The 15,454-nt window shown below is 41.6% G+C and carries 14 protein-coding genes; all 14 read left to right on the top strand.

Going from position 1 to position 15,454, the window contains the following annotated elements:
• Window positions 1–285: 285 nt before the first annotated feature.
• Complete coding sequence (locus tag C6W18_RS10460) at window positions 286–4,602, top strand: S8 family peptidase (RefSeq protein WP_105927533.1); 4,317 nt, start codon at window positions 286–288, stop codon at window positions 4,600–4,602.
• A gap of 250 nt (window positions 4,603–4,852) precedes the next feature.
• Entirely contained in the window at window positions 4,853–5,782 is a 930-nt protein-coding gene (gene spoIIGA / locus C6W18_RS10455) for a sigma-E processing peptidase SpoIIGA (protein WP_105927532.1), read from the top strand.
• 59 nt (window positions 5,783–5,841) lie between these two features.
• Window positions 5,842–6,561 carry an RNA polymerase sporulation sigma factor SigE gene (gene sigE / locus C6W18_RS10450; RefSeq protein ID WP_007499746.1) on the top strand — a complete coding sequence of 240 codons (720 nt, stop codon included), beginning with the start codon at window positions 5,842–5,844 and terminating at the stop codon, window positions 6,559–6,561.
• Between the two features lie 142 nt (window positions 6,562–6,703).
• Window positions 6,704–7,483: an RNA polymerase sporulation sigma factor SigG gene (sigG, locus tag C6W18_RS10445; protein ID WP_024424250.1), complete on the top strand. Its 780-nt coding sequence runs from the start codon at window positions 6,704–6,706 to the stop codon at window positions 7,481–7,483.
• A 151-nt stretch (window positions 7,484–7,634) separates the two neighbouring features.
• The gene (locus tag C6W18_RS10440) at window positions 7,635–8,573 is read left to right on the top strand and encodes a sugar-binding transcriptional regulator (protein WP_105927531.1); all 939 of its coding nucleotides are present in this window, start codon (window positions 7,635–7,637) and stop codon (window positions 8,571–8,573) included.
• Between the two features lie 243 nt (window positions 8,574–8,816).
• Window positions 8,817–10,061 carry an NAD(P)H-dependent oxidoreductase gene (locus C6W18_RS10435; protein ID WP_105927530.1) on the top strand — a complete coding sequence of 415 codons (1,245 nt, stop codon included), beginning with the start codon at window positions 8,817–8,819 and terminating at the stop codon, window positions 10,059–10,061.
• Between the two features lie 12 nt (window positions 10,062–10,073).
• Window positions 10,074–10,505 (top strand): transcriptional regulator GutM, encoded by a 432-nt coding sequence (locus C6W18_RS10430; protein ID WP_034317954.1) that lies wholly within the window; start codon window positions 10,074–10,076, stop codon window positions 10,503–10,505.
• A gap of 18 nt (window positions 10,506–10,523) precedes the next feature.
• Window positions 10,524–11,054 carry a PTS glucitol/sorbitol transporter subunit IIC gene (srlA, locus tag C6W18_RS10425; RefSeq protein WP_003210918.1) on the top strand — a complete coding sequence of 177 codons (531 nt, stop codon included), beginning with the start codon at window positions 10,524–10,526 and terminating at the stop codon, window positions 11,052–11,054.
• A 13-nt stretch (window positions 11,055–11,067) separates the two neighbouring features.
• Window positions 11,068–12,078, top strand: coding sequence for a PTS glucitol/sorbitol transporter subunit IIB (gene srlE, locus C6W18_RS10420; protein ID WP_105927529.1), 1,011 nt, complete (start codon window positions 11,068–11,070; stop codon window positions 12,076–12,078).
• Window positions 12,079–12,104: 26 nt separating this feature from the next.
• Window positions 12,105–12,461, top strand: a complete 357-nt coding sequence (locus C6W18_RS10415; RefSeq protein WP_007499733.1) for a PTS glucitol/sorbitol transporter subunit IIA — start codon at window positions 12,105–12,107, stop codon at window positions 12,459–12,461.
• A gap of 126 nt (window positions 12,462–12,587) precedes the next feature.
• Entirely contained in the window at window positions 12,588–13,367 is a 780-nt protein-coding gene (locus C6W18_RS10410) for an ABC transporter ATP-binding protein (protein ID WP_189318075.1), read from the top strand.
• A gap of 79 nt (window positions 13,368–13,446) precedes the next feature.
• Complete coding sequence (locus tag C6W18_RS10405; RefSeq protein WP_008344958.1) at window positions 13,447–13,683, top strand: YlmC/YmxH family sporulation protein; 237 nt, start codon at window positions 13,447–13,449, stop codon at window positions 13,681–13,683.
• Between the two features lie 211 nt (window positions 13,684–13,894).
• The gene (gene pgeF / locus C6W18_RS10400; protein WP_105927528.1) at window positions 13,895–14,758 is read left to right on the top strand and encodes a peptidoglycan editing factor PgeF; all 864 of its coding nucleotides are present in this window, start codon (window positions 13,895–13,897) and stop codon (window positions 14,756–14,758) included.
• A 6-nt stretch (window positions 14,759–14,764) separates the two neighbouring features.
• The gene (locus C6W18_RS10395) at window positions 14,765–15,454 is read left to right on the top strand and encodes a YggS family pyridoxal phosphate-dependent enzyme (protein WP_223251701.1); all 690 of its coding nucleotides are present in this window, start codon (window positions 14,765–14,767) and stop codon (window positions 15,452–15,454) included.

Below are 15,454 nucleotides of genomic sequence, written 5' to 3'. Positions count from 1 at the left end.
TTCCATTGGAAGGGGATTTTTTAATGCCTAAAAGAAAAAAGGGATCTGTTGTTCTTCTAATAAAAAAGTCTTGAACATGAAAGAATCACTCCATCCACCCTATGCATTTCGGCTTATTTGGATTAAGTCAAAAGAATCATTTTTGATACCTGTTACAAAAAACGACAAAATGATGAACTTTATTTGACTACATTAAATAGAACACCAGGAATCTTGTCATAAACAAAAAGGAAGGGAGAAGTGAGGACGACACGCTGCTTGACCATTTGAGGAGGAGGGATTTGATTGAAAGTGAAGTTTCACAAAACCGCTGGCTATCGTTTGATGAGTCTATTGGTGATTGGTACATTAACGATGACAAGCTTTGGGATGGTTCAGGCAAAATCGACTTCTACCTCATATCAGGAGGAAGCTGTTTCATCTAAGACAACAAAAGCAAAGATTTCATCTAGATTAATGAAGCAGTTTCACCAGAAAGACAAGGTAACCTTTTTAGTCAAAATGAAGGAACAAACAAACGTGCAAAAAGTAGCGAAGGAAGCTGTGTCGAAAGCCAAAAAGCAGAAACTAACAGCTGCTAAAACGCAGTACACAAAAAGATCGGCTGTTGTATCTGAGCTAAGAGCAACGTCTGTTGAGACACAACAAGCACTGCTTACGTATTTACAAAAGCAAAAAAAGAAAAAGCAAGTGAAGGATATTCATTCGTACTATATCGTGAATGGTCTAGCTGTGACGGGAACGAAAGAAGTCATGGAAAAGGTCGCTTCCTTTCCAGAAGTAGATCAAGTGTTGCCGAATGAAACACGTCAAATTCATCGTCCTGTTGATTTGAAGAGTTCTCAGCAGAAAAAACAAATCAAAGCAGTAGATGGAATCGAGTGGAATATTTCTCAGATTCATGCCCCAGAAGCGTGGGCTTTAGGCTATGACGGTACTGGTACAGTCGTTGCAAGTATTGATACAGGTGTGGAGTGGGATCACCCTGCTTTAAAAGAAAAATACCGCGGGTTTGATCCGGCTCATCCGAATGAACCATCTCATGAATTCAATTGGTATGATGCAACGACAGGATCTGAAGCACCTTACGATGACTTAGAGCATGGGTCACATGTGACTGGAACAATGGTTGGTTCTGAGCCAGATGGAACGAATCAAATCGGGGTCGCACCAGGTGCAAAATGGATCGCAGTGAAAGCTTTCTCAGAAGATGGAGGAACAGATGCTGATCTGCTAGATGCAGGTGAGTGGATTTTGGCACCGAAGGATGAGAACGGAAACCCGCATCCAGAAAAGGCACCAGATGTCGTAAATAATTCTTGGGGCGGTGGGCCTGGTCTTGATGATTGGTATAAAGATGTGGTCAATGCTTGGAGAGCAGCAGACATCTTTCCAGAGTTTTCAGCTGGCAATACCGATTTATTTAATCCTGGAGGTGAGGGCTCGATTGCAAACCCCGCAAACTACCAAGAAGCCTTTGCTACAGGTGCAACTGATCAAGACAACAAATTAGGGTCTTTCTCACTGCAAGGTCCGTCTCCATATGGCGTTATGAAACCAGATATTGCTGCCCCAGGGGTAAACATTCGTTCTTCAATCCCAGGGAAAGGGTATGAGGATGGGTGGAATGGCACTTCAATGGCAGGTCCGCATGTTTCAGCCGTTGTTGCTCTTCTTCGCCAAGTACAATCAGATCTTTCTGTTGAAGAGATTGAGCAGATTCTCATTGATACAGCAAAGCCGCTGACAGACGAACAATTTCCCGAATCGCCTAACAATGGCTATGGGGCAGGTTTAGTTGATGCGAGAGAGGCCATCACGGCATTAACCGACGGAATCGGCACGATTGAAGGCCAGGTCACCACAGAAGGGGAAGATACAGAACCGCCTGTTTTTTCTCATAAAGGACCGAACGAAATTTTTGCTTCTACGCCAACGCCTCTCACAATTACAGCGGAAGATGAAGTAGCTGTGACGAATGTATCCTTGACCTACCAAGTCGATCAAGGTGAATGGGAGACGCTACAAGCAAGTCGTACGGGTGGAAACCATTTAAAAGGAACCTATGTTGTCCAGCTTCCTGAACTTGAGGGTGAGAACATCACGTATCGATGGATTGTAAAAGATTTTGGAGAAAATGAAGCGGCATCAGAGCCGTACACGCTACCGATTAAGACATCCGTCACCACGGGCTACTCGCAAGATTTTGAAGCATGGCCAAGTGGATGGTTCAGTGGTGGAACAAAAGATCCGTGGCAGTGGGGAAAACCGTCCACAGGTCCGAAACAAGCCTTTACTGGAGAACGTGTCTATGCCACAAACTTAGACAGTCCTTATGAAAATCAAACGGATGCCAATTTATCAATGCCGTTGATTGCGGTACCAGAGTCAGGCTCCTCCTTTTTGCAATATCAATACTGGCACGATCTCGAAGCAAACTATGACTATGTGCATGTACATGTGCAGCCTGAGGGCGAAGATGCTGTTCAAGTGGCTGCCTATACAGGAAAAACAAATGCATGGACAGCAGGTGAAGTCGATTTATCTGCCTATAAAGGTCAAAAGGTGAGAGTGATTTTTCAGCTGAGAACAGACGGCAGTGTCACAAAAGACGGCTTTTATTTAGATGATGTGAAAATAACAGATCAAGCATTGCCTCAAAAAGCAAAGAAACACCTTGGCGTGATCAAAAAGGAAAAGTCTACAACGCAAAATAAGAAATCAGTCAATCCGAAAAGGGCAACACCTGCTAAAGTAAAAGAAAAACATGTGCAGCTGAAAAAGGAAAAAGGTCTAGATGTCCCGTCCATTCAAGCCCTTCCTATGAAGGCGGAAATTAGTGTCCTTGAAAGCGGAAAATCAACGTACACTGATGAAGCGACAGGAAGATACCAGCTTTCTCATGGAGCAGGAGAATTTTCAGTAAAAGCTGAAGCTTATGGCTTTGAATCACGCACCCAAACAGTCAATATTTCCTCAAATGAAAAGGCAGAAGCGAATTTCTCCTTACAGCCACTTGAGAAACGAACGATATCAGGCACAGTTGTCAATGAAATAACGGGTCAAAAAGTAAAGAATGCCACTGTTTATCTTGTCGAGGATGCCAACATTGAACCGGTGAAAACAGATGAATCCGGCGAGTTTTCTCTAGAGGCATTGAGCGGTATCTATACAGTCAAAGTATTTGCGAAAGGTTTTAAAGGCTATTCGTTTACGGTGGATGTCACAGAAAAGCCGCTGGAAAAAGAGATCAAGCTTGAGCCTTTTATCGGCTTTCCTGGTGAAATCGGCTACGATGACGGGACAGCTGAAAATGCGCGGGCTTTCTATGATCCTGGCAATGGCTGGGCTGTGAAGTTTTCACTAGAAAAGGGGAAGAAACAAGCACAAGTCACAGGTGGACTTTTCCGTTTCTGGACAGCAGAGTGGCCAGCTCCTGGCGGTAATGAATTTGCAGTTGAAGTGTATGATGCTTCCGGTAAAAACGGAGCACCAGGTGAAAAGATCGCAGGACCTTTAAAAGCGAATGCACTGCGTAATGGTGAATGGACAAAAGTAGATTTAGAAGATCAAGCAATCACTGTGGATGGAGATTTCTATCTCGTCTACATTCAAACGAAAAAAAACACGGAATCTCCGGGGCTTGCAACAGATGAAGATGGGCCAAATACTGAAAGAAGCTGGCAGTTGACGAGCGGTGCCTTTTCTCCTTCTCCAAAAGAAGAGGGGAATTATATGATTCGCGCGCTTGTTAACTATGAAGCAGAGGTGCCAGAGATTACATCTCCAAAGGCGGGAACCATCACAAATAAAGGTGAATTGGAGCTTGAAGGCACAGCCTCTCCTGGGCTTGATGTAGCGATCTATCAAAACGACAAAGAGGTCGCCAAAGTCAAAGCAGATCAGTCGGGCGTCTTCAAAGAGAAGATCACTGTTTCAAGCGGAGAGCATGAGTTCACTACAGCGACTGTCACGGATAAAGGTGCAACGAAACGATCCAAGCCGGTAAAGGTGATCATTGATCAAACAGCACCAACTTTGACCATTGATACACCGAAAAAAGGCGAGAAATCAAATAGAGAATCGCTCACTGTGGAAGGAAAAGTAACGGACGATCATCTTGATCAAGTCACAGTGAATGGAAAGAAAGCGACAGTAAAAGATGGGAAGTATTCCGCAAGAGTGCTGCTTGAGAACGGGAAGAATACGATAAAAGTAATAGCAAAGGATGCAGCAGGAAACAAAACGACTAAAAAAGTCGACATTGATGTTCAATACGAGGTACCTGACATTTCTGAGCTGACTCCAGCTGAGCATGTCAATTTATCATCGGGAGAATCTGTTAAAATTTCATTTAAAAGCAGGGAAAAGCTAGAGGCCACCTTTGTCATTCACATGCCGCTGACAAATGCTAGATCAAAGCTTCAAAATATAGCAGAGCTGCCGATCCGCGAAGTAGCCAAGGGAACATATGAAGGCTACTGGACGGCTACATCTACCGCAAAAGCAAAAGGCGCAGTCATTGAAGTCATTGTGCGAGATGATTATGGAAATGTCACAAGACAAAAGGCTTCAGGCACATTAAACATCAACGAGAAGTAATCCTTAGCAAAAGACACGACTCTTTAGAGCGTGTCTTTTTTGTCCCGCACAATCGTTTGAAAACTTGTCCAAAACATCGCTCTCTTGTCCCGCACTCTCATTCCTCGACAAAAACAATAACAATCCACCAAAAGTTCTCTATCATCCCCAACAAGAATTGACAGACTTCCATCTCATAACTGTTTTATACTGGTACAAACAAGTGCAAGTACTGCTTTTGATTCTTTGTTTCAGATGAAAGGAGCAGAAGGTGGTCATTTATTTAGATGTGATTTGGCTGTTAAACTTTTGTTTTGATCTATTGCTTCTCTTACTCACTGCATTTATTCTCAAACGACAAGTAAAAAAAAGGCGATATATGTTAGGAGCTCTGATTGGATCGAGCATCGTTCTCTTGCTCTTTACACCATTTGCAATGTATGTGTCACACCCTTTAGGCAAACTACTTTTTTCTGTCTTGATCGTGTTTGCAACCTTTGGTTTTCAAAGATTTCGTTCCTTTTTTCAAAACCTGTTTGCTTTTTACTTTGTAACATTTTTGATGGGAGGAGGCATGATCGGGGTTCATTCGTTTTTGCAAACAAATACAATCATTCAAGATGGCCTGCTTATTTCACAAAATGATGGCTTTGGCGATCCCATTAGCTGGCTTTTCGTTTTAACAGGCTTTCCTGCCATTTGGCTGTTTTCAAAGAAAAGATTAGGAGAGGTTGGTGCGAAAAAAAGACAGTTTGATGAACAAGTGCTTGTGGAGATACACATTCATGGAGAGACCATCCGATTAAATGGACTCGTTGATTCTGGCAACCAGCTGTATGATCCTATGACGAAAACACCTGTCATGATCGTCCAGCTCGATCAGTTAACGTCTATTTGTGGAGAGCCATTTATAGAACTGATGAGACAGTCTCACCCTGTTGAAGTGATGCAAAAGCTTGATGATCGGTTTCCACTGCTTGATCGTTTAAGACTTGTTCCATATCGTGCGGTCGGTCATGATCATGGGTTTCTCCTATGCTTGAAACCAGATACGGTCGTCATTTATTCAAAAACGCATATGATCCAGCCAGCCAAGTGTTTTGTTGGAATGAGCCTAAGCGGTTTATCAGCAGATCAGGAATTTCAATCCATCATTCATCCAGATATGTTAGATGGGAAGATCATACAAGGGGTGTCGTAGTTTTTTGGTCATGTCTTTTATCTTACGAGGTCAACTTGACATTTAGAAGGGAGAAGAAGATGAAAAAATTAAAATTTAAACTCACTTACTACTGGTATAAACTCCTCATGAAGCTAGGTCTAAAGAGTGATGAAATTTATTATATTGGTGGAAGTGAGGCGCTGCCGCCTCCATTATCAAAGGATGAGGAACAGGAATTGCTTGTCAAATTACCGAAGGGTGATCAAACAGCAAGGGCTATTCTCATCGAAAGAAACTTACGATTAGTTGTCTATATCGCCAGGAAATTTGAAAATACAGGTATTAATATTGAGGATTTAATTAGTATCGGAACCATTGGTCTGATCAAGGCAGTCAATACATTTAATCCAGAAAAAAAGATCAAGCTTGCGACATATGCTTCGAGATGTATTGAAAATGAGATTTTGATGTACCTGCGCCGAAATAATAAAATCCGTTCAGAAGTATCGTTTGACGAGCCGCTCAACATCGATTGGGATGGAAATGAACTGCTTTTATCAGATGTACTTGGAACAGATGATGATATTATCACCCGCGATATTGAAGCGAATGTAGATAAAAAATTGCTAAAAAAAGCGTTAGAACAATTAAACGATCGTGAAAAACAGATTATGGAACTCAGATTCGGCTTAGTCGGCGGTGAGGAAAAAACTCAGAAAGATGTCGCTGATATGCTGGGAATTTCCCAGTCATATATTTCAAGGCTGGAAAAAAGAATTATTAAACGATTACAAAAGGAATTTAACAAAATGGTCTAAAAAATTTTTTTGAGAGCTCTGTCCCTACGCTGACAAAGGAATCAACCCATTTTTGCATGTTTTTCGTCATAGCTTGTGCATATTTTTCCATCCCGAGGAGATACTGAACTTTGTACAACAGCTCCTGTAGGGAGGGAAAAAAGTGTCCAGAAATAAAGTGGAAATCTGCGGAGTCGACACCTCCAAATTGCCTGTTCTGAAAAACGAAGAGATGAGAAAATTGTTCAGACAGCTGCAAGATGAGGGTGACGATACAGCAAGAGAAAAGCTAGTCAATGGCAATTTGCGGTTGGTTTTAAGTGTGATTCAGCGTTTTAACAACAGAGGCGAGTATGTGGATGATCTCTTCCAAGTAGGCTGTATCGGATTAATGAAATCAATTGATAATTTTGATTTAAGCCACAATGTCAGATTTTCAACTTATGCGGTCCCTATGATCATAGGAGAAATCCGTCGATACTTGCGTGATAACAACCCGATTCGAGTGTCTCGTTCACTAAGAGATATTGCTTACAAGGCACTTCAGGTCCGTGAGAGGCTAATTAGTGAGACAAGCAAGGAACCAACGGCAGAAGACATTGCCAAAGTGCTAGAAGTTCCTCATGAGGAAATAGTCTTTGCCCTAGATGCGATTCAAGATCCTGTTTCTTTGTTTGAGCCGATCTATAATGACGGAGGAGATCCGATTTATGTCATGGATCAAATTAGTGATGATCGGAACAAAGACACACAATGGGTGGAAGAATTGGCCTTAAAAGAGGGAATGCGCAGATTGAATGATCGAGAAAAAATGATTCTTCGTAAACGCTTCTTCCAAGGCAAAACGCAAATGGAAGTCGCTGAAGAAATCGGGATTTCTCAAGCACAAGTATCAAGGCTTGAAAAAGCAGCCATTAAACAAATGAATAAGAACATTTTTTAAAGCCGCCACTTCATGTGCGGCTTTATTCATTCTTTTTAGAGAACACGTCTTTAGTATTGACTCGGTTATTCTTTTCATTTAATCTGTTTTTAACAAATGTTATTTTAGATATCATTTGTTAGGGAACACAGATGCGGAAAGAAGGGTTATTATGACATTCCATGATGAAAGAAGGCTGCTCATTAAGGTTGCGCATATGTATTATGAAGAAGGCGCCACCCAATCTAAAATTGCAGAAGCTGTTGGGGTTAGCCGTTCGCTCATATCGAAATATTTGGCAAAAGCACGTGAAGCAGGAATCGTGGAAATCATTATTCATGATGAAGTCAATCAACAATACGGGTCGTTAGAAAGAAAAATAGAGCGTAAATATGGGCTGCGAGAAGTCGTATGTGTTGAATCTCTCAGTCAAGAAACAACAAAAAGCCGAATCGGAGCTGCGGCTGCGGGTTTTTTATTAAAAGTGATGAAGGATGGTCAAGTCATCGGCTTTTCCTCAGGGACAACTTTGCATGAAATGGCGAAAGCGCTTACGTCTGTCCAGCATTATCCATCCGTGACATTTGTTCCGCTTGTCGGAGGTGTTGGGAATGAAGATGTTGATATCCATGCCAACTATATTATTGCGAGATGTACAGAGGCACTCAAATCTAAATGTGAATTTTTACATGTTCCTGTCATGCTTGATACGAAAGAAGCGAAGGAAGTGCTGATTAGACAGCCGTCGATCAAAAAAGTGATTGAATTAGGAGAATCATCAAATATTGCTGTTGTAGGGATTGGCGGAGTTCCGCAGCATTCAACGATGGTGAAATCTTACATGACAAGCGGTGAGGAGGATATACTCCAAGCGAAGGATGTAGCAGGTGACATTTGTTATAACTTTATTGATCATAAAGGGGAAGTGTACCCTCATCCATGGAACGACCGGGTGATGGGCATAAGCCCGCAAAAGCTGAAAGAAATTCCGCTAGTCATTGGTGTCGCTGGTGGAGAAGAAAAGATTGAAGCGATAAGGGCAGCATTAGAAGGTGGATTAATTCATGTATTAATTACGGATGAACGAACAGGAGATGCCTTATTAAAGTAACTACCTAATCATATTAGGTGGTTTTTTTGAGTCTTTAGACTCAAAAAGATTGAAAATTTTATCGATTTTAGCTTGACACAAAGTTGACACATCATATAAACTAAGTTCATAACAAATGATAAATAAAATAACAAATGTTACAAGAAACAGATTTTTGTTAATTTTTATAACATTTGTTAAAAGTTTCAGATTATTTTTCTAGCAATCTATTGTGAAGCAAGAAAACCTGAAAGGATGATTTAGATGTCAATTTATCAACAGTTGTTAGCACGAGAACGCAGCGGAGATCCGATCAAAGTAGGGATTATTGGAGCTGGCCAAATGGGCTTTGGACTCATTTCACAAATTTCTAAAATCCCAGGCATGATTGTAGCGGGTGTTTGTGATATTCACCTCAGTGCAGCAGAGAAGGCAGCGAATTTTTACAAACAGCATGCGAAGTCTCATCAAATGGTTGTCACAAATGATTATAGAGAAGTGATTCAATCAGATTTCGTGGAAGTTGTTGTGGATGCAACAGGTGTTCCAGAGGTCGGAGCAAACATTTCTTTGGAAGCGCTTAATTCAAAAAAACATCTTGTTCTTTTAAATGTAGAAGTCGATATTACCATCGGTTTGGTGATGCATAAATTATTCACGAACGCAGGGCTTGTTTACTCTGGATCAGCTGGAGACGAACCAGCAGCAACACTAGAATTATATGAATTTGCGAAAACAATGGGGCTTGAGGTGCTGGTTGCTGGGAAAGGCAAAAACAACCCATTCTTCCCTGAAGCAAATCCAGATACGTGTAAAGCAGAAGCAGATAGTAAACATATGAGTTCACATATGCTGGCTGCGTTCCAGGACGGAACAAAAACAATGGCAGAAATGAACTTATTGAGTAATGCGACAGGGCTTTTGCCAGATAAAGTAGGCATGCATGGAGTCGAAGCGAATTTAGAGAATGTAGCAGATAAATTGAATCAAAAACAACATGGCGGCGTGCTGGATAACTTCGGAGTTGTTGAATATGTAAATGGACTTGCACCAGGCGTATTTGTCATCGTCAAGAGTGAGCTTGAGCCAGTAGATGAAGAGCTTCGCTACTTAAAAGTTGGAAAAGGTCCACACTACACGCTTTATCGTCCTTTCCACTTAGCGAGTCTTGAAACACCAGTCACTATCGCAAAAGCCGTCTTACAGCATGATTCATCCATTCACCCAATTGGTGTACCAGTGTCAGAAACAGTGGCTGTTGCGAAGAGAGATATTAAAGCAGGAGAAACACTTGACGGAATTGGTGGATACTCCGTAAGAGGTGTACTTGAAACGCATCAAGACATGAAATCGAACGGTCACATTCCAATTGGCTTAATCAGTGGAAAAGTGGTAGCGAAAAAAGACATCAAATTAGGACAATTCCTATCTCATGATGATGTAGAACTTGATTCAAACACAACGGTCTGGAAACTGCGTTCATTACAAGATCATCTATTTCAATCATAAGGACGTGAGGCTATGGAAAAATTAGCAATCGTACTTTGTATCATTCTCATTGTGCAGTATGGTTTATCTTTTATTCAAATCAAGTACTACCGTAAAAGCATGGATTCACTGATTGATGACTATAGAGGGAAACAAGGCTATCACTTGTTTTCAGGAATGGAGCGGCGCAAAGTTGGTCCTGGGGCCATTGCGCTTATCATTGTCGATGAATCGTATATCATTCAAAAATGCCATGTGCTTGGCGGGGTCTCGATCTTATCTAAATTTAAGGAAGTTCCTTCATATGAAGGCAAGCATGTAGGTGCTGTGCTAGACGAGCACCATATGATGAAACAAACATTGAAAAGACGCAAAAAAGGACCAGCTGTCATGCAAGCACTCTCCATGGCAGCGGAACAGGCACTTGTCTCGATTTCGAAAAAAAATATAACAAATGTGAACTAAAGAAAGGGGAGATGAAACATGGAATGGATTCAATGGTTTGGAGAGCACTTTATCGGAATGTTTGAAGCCGGCGGAAAGCAATTCATGGGTCTTGTCACAGGTATCGTTCCAACGCTTGTTGTGTTACTTACTTTCACCTATGCTGTTATGAAGTTTATTGGAGAAGAGCGAGTGAATAGAGCGATCCAGTTTGCAGCAAAATATACCATTTTACGCTACACGTTAATGCCGATCTTATCCGTTCTTATTTTGACAAACCCAATGGCTTATACGTTTGGCCGCTTCTTACCTGAAAAACAAAAACCAGCATTCTATGATTCAGCTGTTTCATTTGTTCATCCAGTGACATCACTGTTCCCGTATGCCAACGCAGGAGAACTATTTGTCTACTTAGGAATTGCTAACGGGATTAAAGAAGCTGGATATTCCATGTCAGAGCTTGCTGTTCGTTACTTCTTAGTCGGGATTGTCGTCATTTTACTTCGCGGAATCATTACTGAATGGATCACAAAATACTTAGCAGGAAAAATGAAAGCGAATTCACAATAGGGGAGGGTTAGACATGACAAACCACAAAGTATTTGTAGCAAAAGGGTCTGGCGGATGGGGAAAAGGCTTAGAGCTTGAACCAGCCGGTAAAAGAAGAAAGGTTGTTTCCATTACAGGGGGAGGCATTCACCCAGTTGCACGTAAGATAGCAGAAATGACAGGGACAGAAGCATGTGATGGCTTTAAAAACTCCATACCAGAAGATGAAATGATGTGTGTTGTCATTGATTGCGGAGGAACCGCGCGAATCGGACTTTATCCAATGAAGCGCATTCCAACTGTAGACGTTTTGGCATCCTCTCCTTCTGGACCGCTTGCAAAACATATTACAGAGGATATCTTCGTATCAGGCGTGACGGAAAAAGATATTTCCTTTGCGGAAGCATCTGATGGTGAGGCGACAGCAGAAGGTCAAGATAGCAGTGAGTCGATTGACAAAGAGAATTTCAAAGAAACATACTCAAAGCTAAAAGAAGAAAATATCGAGCGTCAGGAAAAAGGCAATTTCCTTATGAGATTCTCAAGAGGAATCGGTAAAGTAACCGGCACGTTCTACCAGGCTGGCCGTGATTCTGTTGATATGCTTTTGAAAAACATTATTCCATTCATGGCTTTTGTCAGTATGTTAATTGGAATTATCAATTATACAAAAATCGGTGATCTGATTGCCCATTTCCTATCACCTTTGGCAGGATCTCTATGGGGGCTCTTACTGCTCGTTGTGGTCTGTACACTGCCATTCCTATCACCTGTCTTAGGACCCGGTGCAGTTATTGCACAAGTCATCGGTGTTCTCATTGGTAGTCAAATTGCACTAGGTAACATTCCGCCTCAATTTGCACTTCCTGCACTATTTGCCATCAACGGTCAAGTAGGGTGTGACTTCATTCCAGTTGGGCTATCACTTGGTGAAGCGAAGCCGGAAACGGTACAATATGGGGTACCAGCTGTTTTGTATAGCCGTCTTATTACAGGGGTTCTATCTGTTGTGATCGCATACGTTGCCAGCTTCGGTATGTATTAAACGTATTAAAGGAGGAATCGAGATACATGGTAACACAATCTGTCGTAAAAGAGATTGGGATCTTAGTCCCGCAGTTTAAAGAAGATAAGCTGATTGTTTTATTTGGACCCGCAGCGCCGCAGGAATTAAGAGATATGTCGGTCATTCACGAATTCGAACACTTAGAAGAAGAGCCGCTGAAATTAGGCGGAACGATTCAAGTGGGCGATCAAACGTACACTATCACTGCACTTGGCAATAAAGCAAATGACAACTTTAAAGAGCTCGGCCATATTTCGATCTACTTCCAAGAGCCGTTTGATGATGTATTACCGGGAGCTGTATTTGCATCCCCGCACACGTTTCCTGATATAAAAGAAGGCGTACGAATTGAAATCTCGTAGCCATGCAGAAAAGCTGTTCCTAAAAAGGAGCGGCTTTTTTATGTGAGGTTTACCGAAAGGAGCATTTACGATATGCTGTAAACATTCATTATTTGTATATTCAGAATTTTTACTCAGGAGGAAATGATGGTGTCACTTGATTTGAAGGATGTTTCTTTAAAACGAAATGGAAAATGGCTGCTGCGTTCTGTTGACTGGCATGTGAAAAAGCAGGAACACTGGGTGCTTTATGGATTAAATGGTGCGGGGAAAACCGCTTTATTAAATATGCTGTGCTCGTATTATTTTCCAACGTCAGGTGAGATGACGGTATTAGGGCATGTCTTTGGCAAGGAGGCTCTCGGTGAAAAGCTACGGAAGAAAATTGGACTCATCTCTGCAGGTCTTGAAAAGAAGCTGCACAGAGAGGACAATGCATTTGAAATTGTCCTTAGCGGAGCATTTGCTTCTATCGGGCTTTATGAAACACCAACAGATGATATGAGAGAGAAAGCGATTGATCTATTAAAAGCGTTCGGATCATTCAAATATGCCAACCGCACATATGAAACGCTCTCACAAGGAGAGAAACAAAAAGTACTGATCGCAAGGGCTTTAATGAATGATCCGAGGCTCTTGATTTTAGATGAACCTGTGACGGGTCTTGATTTTTTAGCAAGAGAACAAGTGCTGGAGACGATCTCACTCATTGCATCAAAGCCTGATGCACCCACTTTACTCTATACGACCCATCATGCAGAAGAGATTCTGCCGGTTTTTCAGCACACCTTATTATTAAAAGAAGGAGCAGTATTTCATCAAGGGGAGACAGAGCAGATGATGACAAGTGACTTGCTTTCTTCCTTTTTTGAATGTCCGGTGGATGTCATGTGGAGAAATGGGCGTCCGCACTTAAGTAAATTGTAGATAAAAGAAACTATTGGTCTGCTTCCCTGCTTTTCCATCATACATATTATAGTAGAAAACGAAAGGCGGGGAAGGAAAGATGATCAGTATTTCTGAATTCCAAATCAAAGATGTCGTTGATGTGTCCAGCGGTAAAAAACTAGGCACCATTGGTGACATTGATATCAATGTCACGAGCGGTAAAATACAAGCGATTATTATTGGCGGTACAGGTAAAATGATGGGATTTTTCGGAAAAGAAGAGGAAATGATCGTCCCATGGCGAAATATAGTAAAAATTGGCGAAGATGTGATACTTGTCCGATTGTCTTCTTAATTCGTATAACTCCTCAATGAATAACTTAATTTATCCTTAAAACGAGCTCTCCATTCTCAGCAAACAATGTCTTTTTCGGGTAAAAAGATTACGTTTTCATATCAATTTGAAAAAAAACCTGTAGAAAGGGCACATTTGAGTGTAATATTTAATGAATCCCACTAACTGTCTATGCATGTCTTGTGGTAAAATAGGAGCGATATAAAGAGAGATGAATGAAAGGTGGGAGGCAGCTTTGACATACAAATATGACCCCTTTCAGCAGAAATCACCTTATGCAATGACCATTCATGATTGGACGAACATGACATGTTCTGGTAAAGAGGTATTGGCCGGGTTTACAACAAAAAATGGCGGCTTTAGCCTTTCTCCATATCAATCAATGAACACTGGACTCCATGTAGGAGATGATGCTTCTAGTGTCCAAATGAATCGTCAAGTCATAGCAGATGCTACTGCTGTGCCGCTCTCTGATTGGGTGTTTGCAGACCAAACACACGAGGATCGCATTATGAAAGTCACCAAGGAGCAAAGAGGAAGAGGAAATTTTCATTATCATGAGGCACTGCCTGGAACAGACGGCTTATATACCTCTGAACCAAACATGATGCTCGCTCTTTGTTTCGCTGACTGTGTTCCGCTTTATTTTCTAGCTCCGCAAAATGGATTGATTGGAACGGCTCATGCCGGCTGGAAAGGAACCGTCAAGCAAATTGGCGCAAAGATGGTTGATGAATGGGTTAGCCAAGAAGGTGCCGAGGCCGATCATATACAAGTCGTCATTGGACCATCAATTGGCAGCTGCTGCTACATAGTAGATGATGTTGTCATGGATCAAGTGAAAAAGCTTCCTTTTTCAACTGAGGATGTGTATTCCGAGATTTCACAAGGACAATATAAAATTGACTTGAAAACATTAAACAAAAACGTATTGCTTCATGCAGGAATAAAAGAAGAAAACATACATGTCAGTTCGATGTGCACAAGCTGCAACGATCAGCTTTTCTTCTCACACCGGCGTGATCAAGGAAAAACAGGACGTATGATGTCTTTTGTCGGGTTTAAGGAGGCATAAGTGCAATTGAATGTACGAGAGAATCTCAGACAAATAAATGAACAAATAAACGAAGCATGTAAAAGAGCAGGTAGAAACCCAGCCGATGTATCGGTCGTCGCTGTGACAAAATATGTCTCGATTGAACGAGCACAAGAAGCCAAGGAAGCAGGGGTATTGCACTTTGGTGAAAACCGTGACCAAGGGCTACTTGAAAAACAGGCGGCAATTACCGATGAAAACATTAGCTGGCACTTTATCGGCAGTTTACAGACGCGAAAAGTGAAATCTGTCATTCAGACAATTGACTACTTACATTCGCTCGACAGAATGTCCCTTGCGAATGAAATTGAAAAAAGAGCGGATCACATCGTTCGCTGTTTTGTTCAGGTGAACACATCTCTTGAGGAGTCAAAACACGGCTTACAAAGCGAAGACGTGATTCCATTTGTCAAACAGCTCGCAGATTTCCAATACATTGAAGTTGCTGGACTGATGACGATGGCTCCATTTACAGATGATCAGACTGTGATTCGAAACTGTTTTAAAACATTAAAGAGCCTTCAAGAAGAGGTAAAACTTCTTAACCAAGTAAATGCACCTTGTCAGCATTTATCGATGGGCATGTCAAACGATTTTGAAATCGCAATTGAAGAAGGTGCGACATTTGTTCGGATTGGCTCTTCACTTGTTGGAAATGAAACAGGAGGTGCGTGA

Source organism: Bacillus sp. LLTC93, from assembly GCF_002993125.1.
GTDB classification, from domain to species: domain Bacteria; phylum Bacillota; class Bacilli; order Bacillales; family Bacillaceae; genus Bacillus; species Bacillus zhangzhouensis.
Note: the sequence above shows the minus strand (reverse complement) of the source record. Positions and strands in the feature narration are given on the sequence as shown.

Excerpts from the sequence above, each read along its gene's own strand:
- sigE (WP_007499746.1), top strand. The coding sequence starts at position 5,842 with ATGAAAAAATTAAAATTTAAACTCACTTACTACTGGTATAAACTCCTC.
- C6W18_RS10440 (WP_105927531.1), top strand. The coding sequence starts at position 7,635 with ATGACATTCCATGATGAAAGAAGGCTGCTCATTAAGGTTGCGCATATG.
- C6W18_RS10435 (WP_105927530.1), top strand. The coding sequence starts at position 8,817 with ATGTCAATTTATCAACAGTTGTTAGCACGAGAACGCAGCGGAGATCCG.
- C6W18_RS10430 (WP_034317954.1), top strand. The coding sequence starts at position 10,074 with ATGGAAAAATTAGCAATCGTACTTTGTATCATTCTCATTGTGCAGTAT.
- srlA (WP_003210918.1), top strand. The coding sequence starts at position 10,524 with ATGGAATGGATTCAATGGTTTGGAGAGCACTTTATCGGAATGTTTGAA.
- srlE (WP_105927529.1), top strand. The coding sequence starts at position 11,068 with ATGACAAACCACAAAGTATTTGTAGCAAAAGGGTCTGGCGGATGGGGA.
- C6W18_RS10415 (WP_007499733.1), top strand. The coding sequence starts at position 12,105 with ATGGTAACACAATCTGTCGTAAAAGAGATTGGGATCTTAGTCCCGCAG.
- C6W18_RS10410 (WP_189318075.1), top strand. The coding sequence starts at position 12,588 with ATGGTGTCACTTGATTTGAAGGATGTTTCTTTAAAACGAAATGGAAAA.
- C6W18_RS10405 (WP_008344958.1), top strand. The coding sequence starts at position 13,447 with ATGATCAGTATTTCTGAATTCCAAATCAAAGATGTCGTTGATGTGTCC.
- pgeF (WP_105927528.1), top strand. The coding sequence starts at position 13,895 with ATGAATGAAAGGTGGGAGGCAGCTTTGACATACAAATATGACCCCTTT.